The sequence below is a fragment of the Roseivirga pacifica genome (genome assembly GCF_900111145.1).
GTDB lineage: Bacteria > Bacteroidota > Bacteroidia > Cytophagales > Cyclobacteriaceae > Roseivirga > Roseivirga pacifica.
Map to the genome: position 1 here is coordinate 1 of NZ_FOIR01000006.1, position 17,474 is coordinate 17,474.

Annotated in this window: 12 protein-coding genes; 5 read left to right on the forward strand and 7 right to left on the reverse strand. The window is 42.1% G+C overall.

The features are described from left to right. The 4 genes from BMW98_RS19725 to BMW98_RS19735 all read right to left on the reverse strand — a co-directional run. Nucleotides 1-1,631: hypothetical protein (locus BMW98_RS19725; RefSeq protein ID WP_222843685.1), on the reverse strand; the 1,631-nt coding region annotated here is incomplete at its 3' end. Nucleotides 1,632-1,686: 55 nt separating this feature from the next. Then, entirely contained in the window at nucleotides 1,687-1,830 is a 144-nt protein-coding gene (locus tag BMW98_RS20530; RefSeq protein WP_162844603.1) for a hypothetical protein, read from the reverse strand. A gap of 128 nt (nucleotides 1,831-1,958) precedes the next feature. Continuing rightward, entirely contained in the window at nucleotides 1,959-2,702 is a 744-nt protein-coding gene (locus BMW98_RS19730) for a LytR/AlgR family response regulator transcription factor (protein WP_090261152.1), read from the reverse strand. Next, the gene (locus BMW98_RS19735; RefSeq protein WP_090261154.1) at nucleotides 2,699-4,639 is read right to left on the reverse strand and encodes a tetratricopeptide repeat-containing sensor histidine kinase; all 1,941 of its coding nucleotides are present in this window, start codon (nucleotides 4,637-4,639) and stop codon (nucleotides 2,699-2,701) included. Before BMW98_RS19735 ends, BMW98_RS19730 begins: the two co-directional genes overlap by 4 nt. Before the next feature lie 209 nt (nucleotides 4,640-4,848). On the opposite strand from BMW98_RS19735, the gene BMW98_RS19740 reads away from it, so the two are divergent. The 5 genes from BMW98_RS19740 to mnmA all read left to right on the forward strand — a co-directional run bounded on the left by BMW98_RS19740 (nucleotide 4,849) and on the right by mnmA (nucleotide 11,392). Next, entirely contained in the window at nucleotides 4,849-6,528 is a 1,680-nt protein-coding gene (locus tag BMW98_RS19740; RefSeq protein WP_121505205.1) for an amidohydrolase family protein, read from the forward strand. An 8-nt stretch (nucleotides 6,529-6,536) separates the two neighbouring features. Then, entirely contained in the window at nucleotides 6,537-7,898 is a 1,362-nt protein-coding gene (locus tag BMW98_RS19745; RefSeq protein WP_090261340.1) for an amidohydrolase, read from the forward strand. 3 nt (nucleotides 7,899-7,901) lie between these two features. Continuing rightward, entirely contained in the window at nucleotides 7,902-9,227 is a 1,326-nt protein-coding gene (locus tag BMW98_RS19750; protein WP_090261158.1) for an amidohydrolase family protein, read from the forward strand. 174 nt (nucleotides 9,228-9,401) lie between these two features. Next, complete coding sequence (locus tag BMW98_RS19755) at nucleotides 9,402-10,112, forward strand: flavodoxin family protein (protein ID WP_090261160.1); 711 nt, start codon at nucleotides 9,402-9,404, stop codon at nucleotides 10,110-10,112. A 77-nt stretch (nucleotides 10,113-10,189) separates the two neighbouring features. After that, entirely contained in the window at nucleotides 10,190-11,392 is a 1,203-nt protein-coding gene (gene mnmA, locus BMW98_RS19760; RefSeq protein ID WP_090261162.1) for a tRNA 2-thiouridine(34) synthase MnmA, read from the forward strand. On the opposite strand, the gene BMW98_RS19765 is transcribed toward mnmA, so the two are convergent. The 3 genes from BMW98_RS19765 to BMW98_RS19775 all read right to left on the reverse strand — a co-directional run bounded on the left by BMW98_RS19765 (nucleotide 11,389) and on the right by BMW98_RS19775 (nucleotide 17,472). Then, a complete protein-coding gene (locus tag BMW98_RS19765; protein ID WP_090261164.1) occupies nucleotides 11,389-12,639 on the reverse strand; it encodes a metallophosphoesterase in 1,251 nt (416 codons plus the stop codon). The two genes, mnmA and BMW98_RS19765, sit on opposite strands and share 4 nt — an antisense overlap. A 180-nt stretch (nucleotides 12,640-12,819) precedes the next feature. Next, nucleotides 12,820-16,284 (reverse strand): efflux RND transporter permease subunit, encoded by a 3,465-nt coding sequence (locus BMW98_RS19770; RefSeq protein WP_090261166.1) that lies wholly within the window; start codon nucleotides 16,282-16,284, stop codon nucleotides 12,820-12,822. 18 nt (nucleotides 16,285-16,302) lie between these two features. Further along, a complete protein-coding gene (locus tag BMW98_RS19775; protein WP_090261168.1) occupies nucleotides 16,303-17,472 on the reverse strand; it encodes an efflux RND transporter periplasmic adaptor subunit in 1,170 nt (389 codons plus the stop codon). Nucleotides 17,473-17,474 lie beyond the last annotated feature (2 nt).

Here is a 17,474-nt window from a genome sequence, read left to right on the forward strand (position 1 = left end):
ACACCGTCATTGTCGTCATCCAAATCAATTAAGTCAGGCACATTATCTCCATCTGAGTCCAAACAAGCTTTTATATCCTCATTCAGCGCATAGTGAGCATAAGTGCTGGTGTAATTGATGTTTCCCGTAGTACCATTTTCAACATTATCGTTTAAACCGTTTTCATTAGCATCAGGCGTTGCAGTAAATTGATAATCCGTAGTAGTATCAGTAGTAGCTCCAGCCTCAAAAGCATCACTACAACCATCATCATCACTATCTAAATCCCTGTGATTAGGCGTGCCATCATTATCAGAATCTTGAGTTACACCTGATGTATTCCCACGAACCCAAAGTGCCATGTATTTATCATTAGCTATTTCTCCTGAACCCCAACGCACCCTTTGGTAATTAGAGGCGGGAATCCACGTCAAGGCACTACCATTCCCTGAAGGGTGGATAATGTTATTACTTAGATCATTTGCTGTCGAAGTGGTTGACGTTGCATCCGCCCTTAGATAAGCCTGATTTATGCCTGACCAGTTTTCATTAATGGCATTATCTGCGGTTCCCCTATGTAATGATTGATTGGCTTTAACTCGATTAATAAGGGTACTATTTGATGTGGTTACATCTACCCCCCCAGCACTTGTGGAGTTAGTAGAAATCCTCAGTTCAGAAACAGTACCCAAAGCGGCCAAAGTGGTAGTATTAAGAATTCCCCGCCCATAAGTGGCCTTGGTTAGCCCTAACTTTGTAGAGGTAGCCAACGCACCTGTGCCATCTCCATAGTCTACTGCTACTAACACATAACCTGCTTCATTTACATAGGTTGAGAATTTATTTCCAGAAAGGTTAAAATAGTACCTGCCAGCTTTAAACACATTTGCTCTTGCCTGCTCTAAACTGGTAAAAGGATTCGCAATTTTACCTAAAGTAATTTCATCTGCATCCAGCACTCCATCATTGTCATCATCTATATCGCAATCATCATAAATACCATCACCATCGAGATCCGTAAAATAGTTAGCTGCATCAAAAGTCCAGTCGAAATAAAAATTACCACCGTTGGCCGTAGCCTTTGTTACAAAAGTCGCCTGTCCGTTATAATCATCGGCTCTCGTCTCCGTAGTCCATGACCCAGACCCTGAAGCCACAACGGCATTTCCTTGCGTATCATCTATTACATATTTTCTACCCAAGTCATCAACTATCATAATTGCGTCTGCCAAAATATAACCTGACGCACAGGTAGTTGCCGCAACACTCGGACGCATTCTAACAGTAAATTGTCCTGAAGCGTCAGTTATAACACCTGTGGCCAGTTTTTTCCAATGAAACGAGTTATAGGTATAATCGGAAGTACTCGGGTCTACACTTTGATCTAAGTTTGCCGAGATCTGAGTACCACCGTGATTTACTACGTAGTTCACATCATTACACGGAACACCAATATGCCTGTGGGTAACATATACAGAATAAGTCCTGCACGGGGCAGAAGGCAGCCCAGGAGGAGGAGTAGGCTGCATAAATGTCATTACTGGCACCAAAGATTTTAGACCTAAAGTACTCAATATCCCAGCATTAGTTACCTGTGGCAGCGCAGTTATTAACACCAGTAAAAACACAAATTGACGAATTGCCTTTTCCATACACACTTTAATTCTTTCCTAATATTTTTAACCAGGTTAAATACATCCAAAGCCCCTAAAGCGCATTAGGGACTAAGGAATGAAGGTTAAGCATTGAGAGATTGATTAGTAAAGCACCAGCATATTCAGAAGTAAGAATGCTTGGTAAGTGGTGGGTATTATCTTGCCGCTCAGGCACATCAATTCTTAGATTGAGCATAAAAAAGCTAAGGGTTTGGTTGATTACTAAAGCGAATCTACCAAACCCTTAGCTCGGGATTTTTAAAAACAAATAGACGTCAACAAGTATTTGATAACTGTCGACAAATCTTTTATAAGTGTAAAGTACTACTGCAAACGCAGCCTCTCTAATAAAGCTTCTTTTTTGCGGATCGCAACAGGTAAACTGCTGTTGTCCACCATTATTACACTTCCATCATAGCGATTAAAGCGCGCTACTTGCACAACATTTATCAGGTAAGAATTATGCGAACGGAAAAACATACTCTTCGGAAGTATATCTTGATAAATCCTTAAATTTTTTGAAACCAGTATACTCTGCCCGTCTGCCAACTTGAAATTTGTATAACCACCGCTTGCTTCACACCAAAGTATATTCTCAACCTTTACAAAGTGAATACTCTCATTGTCACTCAAAACAATCTTATTCACTTCTGTCAATGGCCTCTCATAGCTTGCTTTCAAATACTCAATCTGCTGCCTGTTAAAATCTAAGCCCATTTGCATCTGGCACTTCTCCACTGCACTCACCAGACCATCCGCATCAACTGGTTTTAGTAAATAGTCAACCGCACTTAACTGAAAAGCATTGATCGCATATTTGTCATATCCAGTTACAAATACAATCTTGGTATTTACACCATTCAGTTTTTCCACAAGTTCGATACCTGTACCATCAGACATCTCAACATCCAAAAATGCTATATCAGGGTTTAGGTCGTGAATTAATGAAACCCCGGTAGCAACCGAATTTGCTTTGCCGACCAAGTTCACTTCTGGGCAATAAATTTCTAACAAAGAACTAACCACCGAAATACACTTCTCATCATCATCTACTACTACTGCCTTCATATCGGATTATTAAAAATTGGTAATTTAAGTTGTACTCTCACCCCTGTAACAACGCCCTCATTATCCTGACGATTCACAACAGAAAAGCTCGCTTCTCGCTTATGCAGTTTTTTGAGTACGTCAATTCTTTCAAGAGTAATTTGCGTGGCCTGAGACCTATGATCCTTACTTTTCACATGGCTATTCCCAAGGCCAGGACCATTATCGTCAATTGTCACAATTAGCATGTCGCCTTCCTGACAAAACCCTACGATTATCTCATTTTTCCCACTACCTTTCACACCATATTCTATTGCATTTTCAATAAACGGCTGAACAAACATAGGAGGGATAAGCAACGAGTAGTCGTCATCCTCTAAGTCAACTTCAAAATAGAATGTAAAAGAGTGATTCAATCGTTGTTGATGAACCTCCAAATAGAAGTTAAGTGTATCTAATTCATCTTGTAAAGAAATCAGGTTACTCCTGGTACTCTCCAACACCTTCCTGATCAACCTTGAAAACTTCTGAAGGTAACCCAAAGCGAGATTGACATTATTTCCCTCCAGTAGGTAATACTGAATAGATGCCATGGCATTGAATACAAAATGAGGCTCTAATTGAGACAACAACAGCCTACTCTGCGCCTCTTTTGCCAACACCCTTTGCAAGGTCACTCTACGCCTATAAAAGACAAAAAATGCAGTAAACAAAAGCACCGAAAACAAACCTCCCAAAACGATTAACAAGTTCTGATAATAAATACGCTGCTCATCTATTCGCAAGTGAGTATTTAGCGCAGTTATATCCTTATCCCTATTCTCAAGTTCATTATTAATCAGCAAAAGCTGTAACCTTTGTTCACTTCTCAAGCTATTCAGACTATCTAAAACCCCCGCAAGAAGCTCTGAACGATTTAAGGCAATCTCATACTCACCAAAATGCTTATCCAATTCAATCAACCACCTTACATATTGGATTTCTCCACGCGTATATCCATTTGCATGCACGAGATCAACCGCCTCCTTGGCCAACGCGTATGCTGCATCCCTATCACCCAACTCAAACATAGTTTTAGACAAATAGTACTTTGCATTATACAGCGCTCCCGTATAACGCCCATTTTCAATCATTCCCGCCACGCTATCGGCATATGCTAAAGCTTGCTTATAGTTCTTAATCAAGTAAGATCCCGCCATAAACAACCCTAAAGCCTCTGAAGTATGCCTATCCGAATTCAACTGTTTATTTAAGGCCTGAAGTTTATCAGCATAATAGATCACACTATCCCCATTTTGTAGGTAACTGTGAATCCCCCCTAGATTACCATGTACAACCGCTACCATACCTAAATTCTTTTTAGGACTTAGGTATATAAGGGCTTGGTGAAATTTTCTCATAGCCCCTTGAAAATCAAACATCTTCTGGTAAACAATCGCCATTGAGTTATAGGTATACCCCAAAAGCTCTTCAAACCCATTTTGTCTTGCCAAATAAACTGCTTTGTTGAAATTACTGAGTGCCGAATCGTGCGCATCTAACACCATGTACTCCACTCCTTTCTTATTCAATGTATTTACCTCAACCCTTGGCAGTCCAAGCTCCTTAGATTCACGAATCATCTCGTTGAGAACAGTGAAAGACATAATAGTGTCTTTCTGAAAAGTGTAGTAATAGTAAACTATATCCTTAACAGAAAAATAAAGATCGGGCCTTTCATGCTTATCCACATCCTTCATTAAACGATCAGCCTCACTGATAAATGAAAGACCGAACTCTTCGGCACTCAAACTCGGAGTGCTCGAAAAAAAATACCTGTTAAAATCTTCGTTTAACGAATCGTACCTGGCTTTTAACTCAACATCTGGTTCTTTTTGAAAAGCACAAAGTGAGTTTTGGTAAGCAGTTACCAAAAGAGATAGAATGAATATTTTCGTAATCTTTAAACTGTAATTCATTTACACACTTCACGTTAGGGTTTTATTACAGCTTGAATATGCTTGGTTGGGGGACTTGGAACGCTAATAAGGTATAAAAAAAACCGAAACAAGTAAAGCTTTCTCAACCCTCAGAATCAAAATCTAACCACTCCCATATTTGGCTTTGAAATAGCAGAGGCTTTCTCATATATTATCTGCTTGAATTAACCATAGCTAAAAACTTAAATATGAAATTGAACAAAATACGTTTTCAACTGGCGGTTTTGTTAGTGCTATGCATGAGTCATGTTGTGGCCTTTGCCCAAAGCGACCCATCTGGGGAGTCTGCGGTTACAAGCACCTATGCATTGACAAATGCCACCGTTGTTACCGCTCCGGGCAGCCAACTAACCAACGCTACTGTTGTTGTAAAAAACGGCCTTATTATGGGCGTTGGCTCGAATGTTTCTATTCCTGCCGATGCACAAGTAATTGACGCCAGCGGACTTTATGTTTATGCAGCATTTATTGACGGCATGAGCAACACTGGGGCTGAAAGACCAGACAATCCTGAGCGTCCTCGCGACCTGTTTACACCAGACCCGCCAAACGACTATGCGGGTATTACACCAGAAAGAAGTGTGGTAGACCAACTAAGCATTGAAAGCAGTGCCATTGCCCAAATGCGCGAAGCTGGCTTTGGTATTTCGAATGCTGCTCCTTACGGCAGAATGCTACCAGGCAGCACATCGCTAATTATACTAAAAGATGCCGACCATGTAGATGAGTTGGTGCTGGAAAAAGACAACGCGCTTTACGCACAATGGGTAGGAGCTCCTGGTGCATACCCAGGCAATATCTTGGGTATGATGGCCAAGTGGAGAAATCTATACACTAATGCAGTAAACGATAAGTCTCACGCAGACATGTTTGCCGAAAACCCTTCAGGTTTACCAAGACCAACTAACGACAGGGTTTCTATGGCTTTCTACCCGGTACTTACAAAAGACAAGTCTGTTATGTTCGATGTGGACGGCATGCTAGAAGTAAGACGCGCCATGAGACTTCAGAGGGACTTAGGTTTTAAACTAATTGTAGCTGGTGTAGAGCAATCATGGACATTAATTGACGAACTAAAGTCTACAAACACGCCAATCTTCTTGTCACTCGACCTACCTAAAGAGCCTAAAAACGCTAAAGAAGGTGACGACATTTCGGAAGAGGTTGAAGCTTTAGAAGCAAGAAGAATGGAGTTTTATAACCTACACGTAGGTCAAGCTGCCGAGCTAGAGAAAGCCGGTATTAAGTTTGGCTTTTCTGCCAAAGGCATTCGTGGTGGCGACCTTAAGAAAAACTTAACCACAATGATTGAGCACGGTTTGTCTGAAGATGCCGCATTAGCTGCACTTACAACCAATGCTGCCGACATATTAGGCATTAGCCAAATAGCGGGCACGGTGCAAACAGGCAAAGTGGCCAACCTTATGGTTACAAGCGCTCCTTATTTTACCAAAGACTCACAAGTACGATACATGTTCGTTGATGGCGAAAAGTATGAGTACGAAAAGAAAGAGGCTAAAAAAGGTGGTAATAGTTCAGCCGATGCAAGTGGCGATGCACTTGCTGGTACTTGGAACTACAGCTTCGAAAGCCCTCAAGGAGTTTCTGAAGGCACATTTGTATTCTCTAAAATAGACGGTGGTTATACTGGTGTAATGACATTTAACGATGGTCAGCCAGACTCAGACCTTAGAGATGTATCTTTTAGAAATGGAGAACTTTCGTTTAACCTAGAGTTTGATGCAGGCGGACAAAGCATTGTACTAAACGTTACGGGTGCCGTTACCGGTAGCACTTTCGATGGCACCATTACAGTAGACCAGTTCGATTTTTCAACGCCTATTAGCGCTACTAAAGACGGAAAGTAATGAGAACGATGAAAAAACTATATACACTACTAGCCCTCTTCTGCTTTATTGGCACAGCGTGGGCTCAAACCCCAAAAGGAGACGTTCTTATTAAGAACGGAACGGTACTTACCGTAACCAATGGTACATTGGAGAACACCGATGTGTTGGTGAGAGATGGGAAGATTACTAAAATTGGTAAGGGAATTCGTACCCCAAGAGGTGTACAGGAAATAGATGCCACTGGTAAGTTTGTAATGCCAGGTATTATTGATGCTCACTCACACATTGCAGGTTCTGCAATTAACGAGGGTACCAGCCAAGTAACTGCCGAAGTAAGCATGGAAGATGTGGTAGACCCAATGGATGTTTCGATCTACCGTGCACTAGCAGGTGGTGTTACTTCCATTCACTTAATGCACGGTTCTGCCAACGTAATCGGTGGCCAGAACGAAACCATGAAGTTACGTTACGGCAGTACCAATCCTGACGACCTTCGTTTTGAGGGAGCTCCAAGAACCATCAAGTTCGCGCTGGGAGAAAACCCAACACGTGGTGGTCGTGCAAGAGGTATTCAGCCTCAAAGCCGTATGGGTGTGGAAATGATGTTGAGAAACTCATTCACGCAAGCGCAAGAGTACAAGAAAAAGTGGGACGCTTACAACGCGAATAAAAGCGCCAGAAAAGTTGCCCCAGAGTACGATTTGAGAATGGAAACTTTGGTAGATATTCTTGAAGGAGAAGTTTGGGTGAACTGCCACTCTTACCGTGCAGACGAAATCTACATGCTTTTAAAAGTATTCAGCGATTTCGGTATCGATAGAATCAACTTCCAGCACGCCAACGAGGCCTACAAAGTAGCCCCTGAGCTTGCTGCATTTGGTGCTACAGCATCTGTATTTGCAGACTGGTGGGCATATAAGCTTGAGGTTTACTACTCTACAGCCTACAATGCGGCCATTCTTACAGAAAACGGTGTACTTACATCAATCAACTCCGATTCAGGAGAGTTGATCAGACACCTTTTCCACGAAGCTGCTAAAACTCAAAAATACGGTGACTTATCTGACGATGAAGCACTTGCACTTGTAACTTTAAACCCTGCCAAGCAACTAGGTGTTGATAACCGAGTTGGTTCTTTGGAAGAAGGAAAAGATGCAGACATCGCTATTTTCGAAGGTCACCCGCTATCTGTTTACGCCATCCCAATGATGACGTTTGTAGATGGAGTGAAGTACTTCGATAGAGAAAACGATAAAGCAGATCAGCGTATTTACATCAACCCAGAGTCTAATATTGAAGAAGTAACTATCTTCGATAGACACGACATGCACAGGTGTATGGAAGGCGCTTTGAGTTTTGAAGAATTATTCTCAACGTCAAAAAGATAAAAAATGAAATTATTAAAAAGCTTATTAATGGCTACCCTCATCGTAATGATGGTTCCTCTTTTGTCATTTGGCCAAGAGGATGATCAGGTGTTGAAGGCCCGCAGCGGTAAGTTCGCCCTTACCAATGCTAAAATTTATACCGTAACCAATGGTATAATCGAAAACGGTACATTGCTAATTAGCAATGGAATTATTGAAGCTGTAGGTGCCAACGTAAATATTCCTGCCGATGCAGAAGTAATTGACTGTAAGGGTAAAGAAATTTACCCAGGTATGATTGATAGTGGTACGCGTGTAGGTTTAGCCGAAATCGGAAGTATTGCAGAAGCAAATGACTTTAGAGAGCACGGTACGCTTACACCGCAAATGCAAGCGCTTAGCGCAGTAAACCCTAACTCAGTTGTAATTCCGGTTACCAGAGTAAGTGGTATTACCACGGTATGGACAATGCCTCAGGGCGGTGTGCTACCAGGTACTGCGGCTGCCATCAACCTATTTGGCTATACGCCAGACCAAATGTCTGCTGGTTCAAAAGGTATCGTTATGAATTTCCCTTCTAGCCCAACAGGCTGGAGAGCACGCAGAATGAACGAAGAGCAGAAAAAGAAAGCACTTGAAAGAGCTTTTAAAACTGTGAACGATGCTTGGGACAAAGCCGAACTTTACGCTGAACTTGAGGACTTAAGTTCTTACCCAGAAATAGAAGCTTTGGTACCAGTTGTTAAAGGCGAAATGTCTCTTTTCATTGAAGTGAATGCTGCCAACGATATTCTAAGCGCACTTGACTGGGTGAAGGAAAGAGGTTACAAAAAAGTAATTCTAACAGGCGTTTCTGAAGGCTGGAGAGTAGCTGAGGAAATTGCTAAGTCTGGTCTTCCGGTTATCGCAGGGCCTGTTCAAGCAATTCCAACACGTGCTTCGGACCGTTACGATGTGGCTTACGCCAACCCCGGTGTATTGCAAAAAGCAGGTGTTAAGGTAGCCATTAGAACTATGGATGCTGAAAATAGCCGTAACCTACCATACCACGCTGGTTTCGCAGCCTCATATGGTATGGGTAGAGAAGAAGCATTAAAAGCTATTACTATTAATGCTGCCGAAATACTAGGTGTTTCTGACCAAATTGGCTCAATTGAAGTAGGTAAAAAAGCCAACGTATTTGTTTCTACTGGCGATCCATTTGAAACAGCTAGCAAAATCACTGACTTGTTCATTGATGGCTACAAAATCCCAATGACTTCTCGTCAAATCAGACTATACGATGAGTTCTTAAACAGAACTCCTGGCGTTGACAAAACCAAACCGGTTATCGACATCAAGAAGAAATAAAACCAACCTTAACTTGTAAAAAAGCAGCTCAATTTGGGCTGCTTTTTTCGTTTATAGCCCTATTGAACCAAGTCCCTGCTATTGTTGACTTCACTACCAACAATGTAGATTCACATTTTTCAAAACAATTGTTGAGTTCTCGCCCGTTGTTTAATTAGGCATAACATTCAGATCATGGAAAAACAGGACTTCTCTCAACTAAAAGCAATGTATGTTAACTGTACATTGAAAAAAACACCAGAAAAAAGCCACACCGCAGGCCTTATGGAGGTTTCTAAAAACATAATGCGCAAAGAAGGTGTGCAGGTTGAAGAACTAAGATTAATAGATCATGCAGTAGCTTCAGGTGTATATCCCAACATGACAGCACATGGTTGGGAGAAAGACGAGTGGCCTACCCTGTTCGAGCGTATTTTTTCCGCAGACATCCTCATTATCGGTACCCCCATTTGGCTAGGCGAAAAATCTTCTGAAGCACAAAAGCTTATTGAGCGGCTATACAGCATGAGCGGAAAGCAAAACAACAAAGGCCAATACCTTTACTACGGCAAAGTAGGCGGCTGCATTATTACTGGCAACGAAGATGGCGTTAAACATTGCGCCATGGGGATTTTATATGCACTACAGCACATTGGCTACTCCATACCACCCCAAGCCGATGCAGGCTGGATCGGAGAAGTGGGGCCAGGACCAAGTTATCTGGATAAGGAATCTGGCGCTCAGGAGAATGACTTCACCAACCGAAACACCACCTTCATGACCTACAACCTGCTTCATTTGGCCAAAATGCTGAAGGAAAAGAATGGCTACCCCGCATATGGCAACTCGCGCAAAGAATGGGACAACGGCAACCGCTGGAACTTTGAAAATCCGGAGTATCGCTAGGCTAATTCATTTTGTTTGAATGAATTCAACTATTTTTGCAGAAACGTTGTTATCCGAACCTATTGGAGGAGAATAAAATGAGCAAAAGAGTAGTTGTTGGTCTTTCTGGAGGAGTTGATTCAAGTGTTACCGCACACCTGTTGCTTGAGCAAGGTTACGAAGTAATCGGTATGTTCATGCGCAATTGGGTAGACGATTCTGTAATTATTTCTGAAGAATGCCCTTGGGTAGAAGATAGCAACGATGCCCTAGCTGTAGCCGAAAAACTTGGCATTCCTTTTCATGTAATCGACTTAAGCGAGCAGTACAAAGAGCGTATTGTAGACTACATGTTTAGAGAGTATGAAAAAGGCAGAACACCTAACCCGGATATTCTTTGTAACCGAGAGGTTAAATTCGACATTTTCCTAAAAGCGGCATTAAAGCTAAAAGCCGATTATGTAGCAACTGGCCACTACGTGCAGAAAGAAACCATTATAAAAGATGGTAAAGAGGTACACAGATTATTGGCTGGCGCAGACCCTAACAAAGACCAGAGTTACTTCCTTTGTCAGCTAAATCAAGAACAACTTGGTAGAGCGCTATTCCCTATTGGCCATTTACAAAAGCCAGAAGTACGTGCCATTGCCAAAGAAGCAGATTTGATTACAGCCGAAAAGAAGGATTCTCAAGGCCTCTGCTTTATCGGAAAGGTACGTTTACCAGACTTTTTGCAGCAACAGCTATCTCCTAAAAAAGGCGAGATACGCGAGTTAACCAGCGATGCTACCAACTTCGCAAACTTTGCCCTGAATGGCGACCAGCAATTTGCGACAAAGCGCGAAGAACTGGAGTTCTTAACGCAACCATACGATTATACACCTACCGATGGCAAATTGGTTGGCGAACATAATGGAGCGCACTATTACACCATTGGCCAGCGCAAAGGCCTTGGCGTGGGCGGCACACCGGAGCCACTTTTTGTAATAGAAAAAGATACGGATGCCAACGTAATTTATACGGGGCAAGGCGAAAACCACCCAGGGCTTTTACGAAAAGGGCTTTTTGTACCGAACGAAGAAGTGCATTGGGTACGTGAAGACTTGGCATTAAATGTAGGTGAAAGCAAACGCTACATGAGCCGTATTCGCTACAGACAACCACTTGAGGGTGCTGAAATATTTTGCGAGCCTGATGGCCTATACGTTATCTTCGATAACTATCAGAAAGGCATTGCTCCTGGCCAATTTGTGGCTTGGTACGATGATAATGAGCTAATAGGCTCTGGAGAGATTGCTTAAGCTAGCGGCCTTGAAGTAAGCTCTAGAACGGTAATTTCAGGTAAGATCCCTATGCGACCGGGGAAGCCTAAGAAGCCATAACCGCGATTAACATAAAGGTACTGATTTCCCTCTTTGTATAGATCGGCCCACTGCTTGTACATGTACTTTGACGGGCTCCAGCGCCAATCGCCAATTTCAACACCCAATTGCATACCGTGGGTATGGCCAGCAAACATTAGGTCTATATCTGGCTGTTGCGAGCGCACTTGGGCATCCCAATGGCTTGGGTCGTGAGAAAGCAACAATTTCACATCACCTTCCGCACCCATAGCGGCCTTATCCAACTGACCGTATTTGGCAAAGCGCCCCGCGCCCCAGTTCTCAACACCAATTACAGCTATCTGGTCAGTGCCTGTTTTTAGGGTTTCATTTTCATTCATCAGTAGCCTCCACCCCATGCGCTCATGAACCTTAATCATATCTTCCAGGTTATTGCGCTTAGCAGCATGCGATGACCACTGCATGTAATCTCCATAATCGTGGTTACCAAGTGTGGAGTAAACCCCAAAATCGGCCTTTAGCTTGGAGAACATATCCATGTAATCGCTTACTTCCTTTGTCTGGTTGTTTACAAGGTCTCCCGTAAAAAAGATCACATCTGGCTTTTCAGCATGCAGTAAATCTATACCACCTTGTACAGCCGTTTTATCAAAAAAACTACCACTATGAATATCGGAAAGCTGCGCCACCTTCATTCCCTCAAATGCCTTCGGTAAGTTTGGTAGGTAAACCCTCCTTCTTCTCACCCTGTAATCATAAGCTCCTTTTACAATACCAAAGCTCATGGTAACAACGGGCAGTGTGGCTACAGCAACGGCACTTCTGGCCAAAAATTTAGAACGAGGCATTTTCTGACCACGTTCCACACGTTTTTCATATCGTCTTTTTCTACCCTGAAAAAACCATATGAGCACACGCCTAATATCATCCAGAAACACAAAGAGTACGGCCAAAAGCTTAGCAGCGTAGCTCATGAAAACAATGCTTAGCAAAAACATAAAGGAAACCGTTCCTCTTTGAACGAAGAACAGGTAGGTAGAAAGGCCAAACATAACAATGCCTTGGGCTAGGTATACCCATTTTACCCACTTGGCAAAACGCCTGTCTTTTTGCTTTAAAAGGGTTTTAGTAGCCTGATATGCGTAAACATCGAGCCAAGCTAAAAACAGTAGAATAAGGAGCTTTACTAGGAGTGGAATATGCATCTAATTTATAACCCGATTTGTGAGTGCTTCGTTCTTTTTGTTTCTTAAAAAACGTCAAAAAAAATGCTCCCGGGAACCACCCCGGGAGCCACCAAATCAACCTTAACTATGAATGATATTCGTTTTACCGAACATCATAATCACCACAGTTAATATCTTTACAAACACCTTGCCAAAAACTTAAGACTCGCTGTGTTTGCTCATATCTACTACCGATAGATCGTTCTTACCTCTGAACTTGTCTATACGGTACATTATCTTATCGGCAATCAAATACATGGTTGGCACTATAATCAGGGTTAAGAACGTAGCGAACGTAAGCCCGAAAATAATCGTCCATGACATTGGTCCCCAGAAGATTACGTTATCTCCACCAACATAAAAATCTGCATTGTACTGAGTAAACAATCCGATAAAGTCAATGTTCAATCCCACCGCGAGAGGCACAAGTCCCAAAATGGTAGTAATTGCCGTCAATAACACAGGGCGCAACCTTGTTTTACCAGCAATAATGATTGACTCAATTACATCGTTCATTGGCAATCTTGCACCTTCTTCCAAGCCAAGCTCTTCGCGCTTACGCTTTCTTGTCAGTTCAATAAAGTCAATCAATACAATGGCGTTGTTTACCACAATACCAGCTAGGGCAATGATACCCACCATTGTCATAATCACTACGAACTTCATATTGAAGATTACCAAGCCAAGGAATACACCAATAGTACTTAGCAATACAGAAACCATGATAATGAATGGCGCTGTGATTTTATTGAATTGTGACACAATGATTAGGAAGATCATAAACACGGCAATCAAAAGTGCTTTTGCTAAGAAAGCCATGTTCTCAGCCTGCTCCTCTTGCTCACCAGTAAAGGCGTAAGAATAACCCGCTGGCATTTCAAAGTCCTCCATTAACACTTTTAGCTGCTCGTTGATTTCGGTGGCGTTAAAACCACCCAAAACGTTCGAGCTAAGCGTTACCACTCTGTCCAAGTCTTTACGCTTGATTGAACCGTAAGTAGAGCTATAGTGCACATCGGCAACCGATGAAATAGGCACTTGCACCAACTGACCAGAGTTCTGATCTCTAAACGTAATATTCTTATTCAGAAGTGCATCAATATTGTATCGATAGTCTTGGTTCAAACGAACATTGATCTCATAGCTATCTTCACCTTCCTTATACTTAGAAACCTCTCTACCGAAAAGCGCGGTACGAATCTCGTTAGCAATAGACATTGTAGACAAACCGAACCTTCTGGCATTGTCCCTATCAATATCAACCACCAACTCGGGCTTACCAAGCTCCAATGAGCTTTTAAGCTGTTCAATACCCTGAATGCCCGACTCTTGAATTCTCTGTACTACTCTTTCAGAAATCCCGATGAGTACTTCAAGGTCTTCACCGGCAATCTCCAAGTTAATTGGCTTACCTGTTGGAGGCCCTGCTGCATCCTTATCTACTGTAAGGGTAACACCCGGCTGTAGTTTAACCTTAGCACGAATGTCCTCCATCACTTCAAGCGTATTGATGTCGCCACGCAGTTTACTTTCAATAAAGTTTACAGTGATACGCGCCTTGTGCGGCTCCTCACTTTGACCTACGGCCGTTGGATCGCCTGGATCTCCAGCACCCTGCGAAACGTTGGTTGTAATAGACTCAACAATACTCTCGTATGGCTTTACAATTTCTATTACTTGCTGTTCAATATCTACCGCAAAATCGTTAGTCGCATCAATATCAGTACCTACTGGGAATTCGATAAACACGTTTACATAACGCGGCTCATTCTCTGGGAAGAAAACCACTTGTGGTGTTTTAATTCCGAACAATACCAAAGAGAAGATCAACAAACCAAAAGCACCACCTAAGTAAAGCATTGGGCTTCTTACCGCTCTTTTAAGCACTTTTTCGTATTGGTTTTCAAGTACTGGCAAGAAACCCGCCTGGAACCTTTTCGACAGTGGATTAAGCACATACACATTTAATAGTGTAAGACCACCAATCATCATAAGTAGGTTACCAAAAGCTACTGCACCAAGCACAGACGCAAACACAATACCTAGTACAAGCGCAATTGAAGACCTGATAAGCACCTTTTTGTTATCGATAACGCGGGTACCATCTAAGCGCATAAAGCTTGAAATAAATACTGGATTAATAACCAATGCCACGAATAGCGATGAACCTAAAGTAATGATCAATGTCAATGGCAGGTACATCATAAAGTCTCCCATAATACCTGGCCAGAAGGCCAAAGGAATGAATGCCGCCAAAGTAGTGGCTGTAGACGAAATAATAGGTAAAGCCACCTCGCCAACACCTCTACGGGTTGCTGCCATTGGGCTAAGCCCTTCTTCCATCAAACGATAAACGTTTTCAACAACCACAATACCGTTATCTACTAACATTCCCAAAGCCATAATAAGACCGAAGAGTGTCATGGTGTTAATAGAAATTCCGGCCAAGCCAAGAATCATTAGCGCCATAAACATAGATAGCGGAATAGCCATACCCACGAAAAGTGAGTTTCTCGTTCCCAAGAAGAATAGTAATACGGTAACTACCAGAATTACCCCGAAAATAATGTTGTTACCCAACGAGCTTACTTGCTCGCGCGTATCCTTAGACTGATCGTTTGTAATGGTAACCTTAGTAGACTCAGGAATCTCTCCATTCACTCTACTTTCGGCAATTACAGCCATAATTTTATCGGTTGCCACCAAAAGGTTCTCACCGCTACGCTTCATTACATCCACCTTTACCACAGGGTCGAGGTCCAAACGAGCATAGTTTTGCTTGTCTTTGTAGTCATACTCTACAGTAGCTACATCGCGTAGGTAAACAATGTTGTTATTTTCATTGCTGATGATGATGTCTAGCATTTGCTTAGGATCATCAAACTCACCAATAATTCTAACGTTTCTACGAATTCCATCAGCAATTACGTTACCTCCTGAAAGGGTCACGTTCTCTGCAGAAATGGCATTCTCAATATCATTAAAGGTCACTTTTCTTGCTTCAAGCTTGAAAGGATCAACCTTAATTTTCACCTCTTTTTCATCAACCCCTACAATGTTCACTTTAGAAATCTCCTGGAATTTCTCAATCTCATCTTCCAGGTATTCTGCCATGTCATTCAACTCATCCAATGTTTTGGTTGGGTCGGTAAGGTTGATATTAAGGATTGGGAAGTTTTCAGAAATACTGAATTTGATTACCTCAGGGTCACTTTTCAGGTCACTTGGTAATTCAGACTTAGCCCTATCAACTGCATCCTTTACATCGATTACAGCATCATCTACATCAATTCCAACCTGAAACTCAACTACAATGGCCGAGTAATCCTGTACCGAAGTTGACTGAATATTATCTACACCCTCAATGGTGTTGATCTCTTTTTCCAATTCTCGGGTAATCAGGTTCTCCATATCTTCAGGAGAGTTACCCGGGTGCACCGTACTTACATATACCGTAGGCTGCTCTACCTCAGGAAAATTCTCCTTTGGCAGGGTAATGTATGAGTAGATACCCGCAGCCACGATGATGAATGTAATTACATACACCGTGATTTTATTTCGAAGAGACAGGGAGGTTAAACCAAACTCCTTATCTACAACTTGTTGATTTTTGTTTTGATCCATATGATTATTCGTCTGGATTTAGTTTTGTACTTCTACAGTAGTTCCGTCAGCAACTGCTCTGTTGCCTTTGTCAATTACAGACTCGCCACCACTTAAGCCAGCAACTACTTCTGTTTGGTTATCGAAAGACTGACCAAGTTTTACGTGCACTTTTTTAGCCTTTTTGTTATCAAGCAAGAACACATAGTTTCCTTCAAAGTCTTCTTGAATAATTCTAGAAGGAATAACTACCGCTTCTTCAGCACGATAATCAGTCATATGAACTAGCGCTACCAAGTTTGTTTTTAAGTACTTGGCAACCTGAGGAAGCTTTACCTCAACCGTAAATGTTCTGCTAGCTGCGTTGATCACATTACCTACTGATGAAATTGTGCTAGTGAAAGTTTCACCCATTGCCGGAAGCTCAACTTCAACTTTATCGCCAACTTCGAATCGGCCAATGTAGTTTTCAGAAACCTCAGCGGTTATGTACATATTAGCGTTGCTTACAATAAAAGCAACAGGGCTACCTGGCTGTACAATTTCACCTTCTTTAACCGGCACATCTTCTACAGAACCCGTAAAAGGTGCTCTAATCTGTGTTTTATCCAGTTGGGTTTGAAGGGTAGATAGTTGATTTTCAAGAGACTCTTTGTTGTTTTTGGCTTGAAGGTATTCCACCTCAGTACCAATGTTTTTCTCCCAAAGTCGAGCTCTTTTTTCGAAAATCGTAGTAGCAAAGCTCAATTGAGTCTTCACTTCATCAATGCTCTTTTCAAGGTTTTCTGAGTCAACACGTGCAATCACCTGACCTTTGGACACTTTCTGACCTTCCACCACATTTACCTCGATAAGCTGGCCCATTACTTCTGAGCTAACAAATACGTTGGTACGCGATTCAACATTTCCGCGCACTTCTATTTGGTGCTCAAATGTTGTCTTTGCAGCAGGCACGGTAGTGATCAATGTGCTCTTTACATTGGCCTTACCAAATGATGGATCTTCATCAGCAATTTGCTTTTCCAAATCGCCAATTTTTTGTTCCAATGCCTTTAACTCTTTCTTAGCTTCTGCTAAGGATGCCTTCTTCCCTTCCAGGGAGTCATCGTTACTTTGGCCACATGCCAGCACCACAAGTGACGTTAGAAATATGGCGATTATGCTGTTGACTTTCATGTTGTTATGATTATTTGTAGTTCTTTGTTTCATCT

What these genes read in the sequence shown, in the direction of transcription:
- BMW98_RS20530 (WP_162844603.1), bottom strand. Translation starts at nt 1,830, where the DNA reads ATGCTCAATCTAAGAATTGATGTGCCTGAGCGGCAAGATAATACCCAC.
- BMW98_RS19730 (WP_090261152.1), bottom strand. Translation starts at nt 2,702, where the DNA reads ATGAAGGCAGTAGTAGTAGATGATGATGAGAAGTGTATTTCGGTGGTT.
- BMW98_RS19735 (WP_090261154.1), bottom strand. Translation starts at nt 4,639, where the DNA reads ATGAATTACAGTTTAAAGATTACGAAAATATTCATTCTATCTCTTTTG.
- BMW98_RS19740 (WP_121505205.1), top strand. Translation starts at nt 4,849, where the DNA reads ATGAAATTGAACAAAATACGTTTTCAACTGGCGGTTTTGTTAGTGCTA.
- BMW98_RS19745 (WP_090261340.1), top strand. Translation starts at nt 6,537, where the DNA reads ATGAAAAAACTATATACACTACTAGCCCTCTTCTGCTTTATTGGCACA.
- BMW98_RS19750 (WP_090261158.1), top strand. Translation starts at nt 7,902, where the DNA reads ATGAAATTATTAAAAAGCTTATTAATGGCTACCCTCATCGTAATGATG.
- BMW98_RS19755 (WP_090261160.1), top strand. Translation starts at nt 9,402, where the DNA reads ATGGAAAAACAGGACTTCTCTCAACTAAAAGCAATGTATGTTAACTGT.
- mnmA (WP_090261162.1), top strand. Translation starts at nt 10,190, where the DNA reads ATGAGCAAAAGAGTAGTTGTTGGTCTTTCTGGAGGAGTTGATTCAAGT.
- BMW98_RS19765 (WP_090261164.1), bottom strand. Translation starts at nt 12,639, where the DNA reads ATGCATATTCCACTCCTAGTAAAGCTCCTTATTCTACTGTTTTTAGCT.
- BMW98_RS19770 (WP_090261166.1), bottom strand. Translation starts at nt 16,284, where the DNA reads ATGGATCAAAACAAAAATCAACAAGTTGTAGATAAGGAGTTTGGTTTA.
- BMW98_RS19775 (WP_090261168.1), bottom strand. Translation starts at nt 17,472, where the DNA reads ATGAAACAAAGAACTACAAATAATCATAACAACATGAAAGTCAACAGC.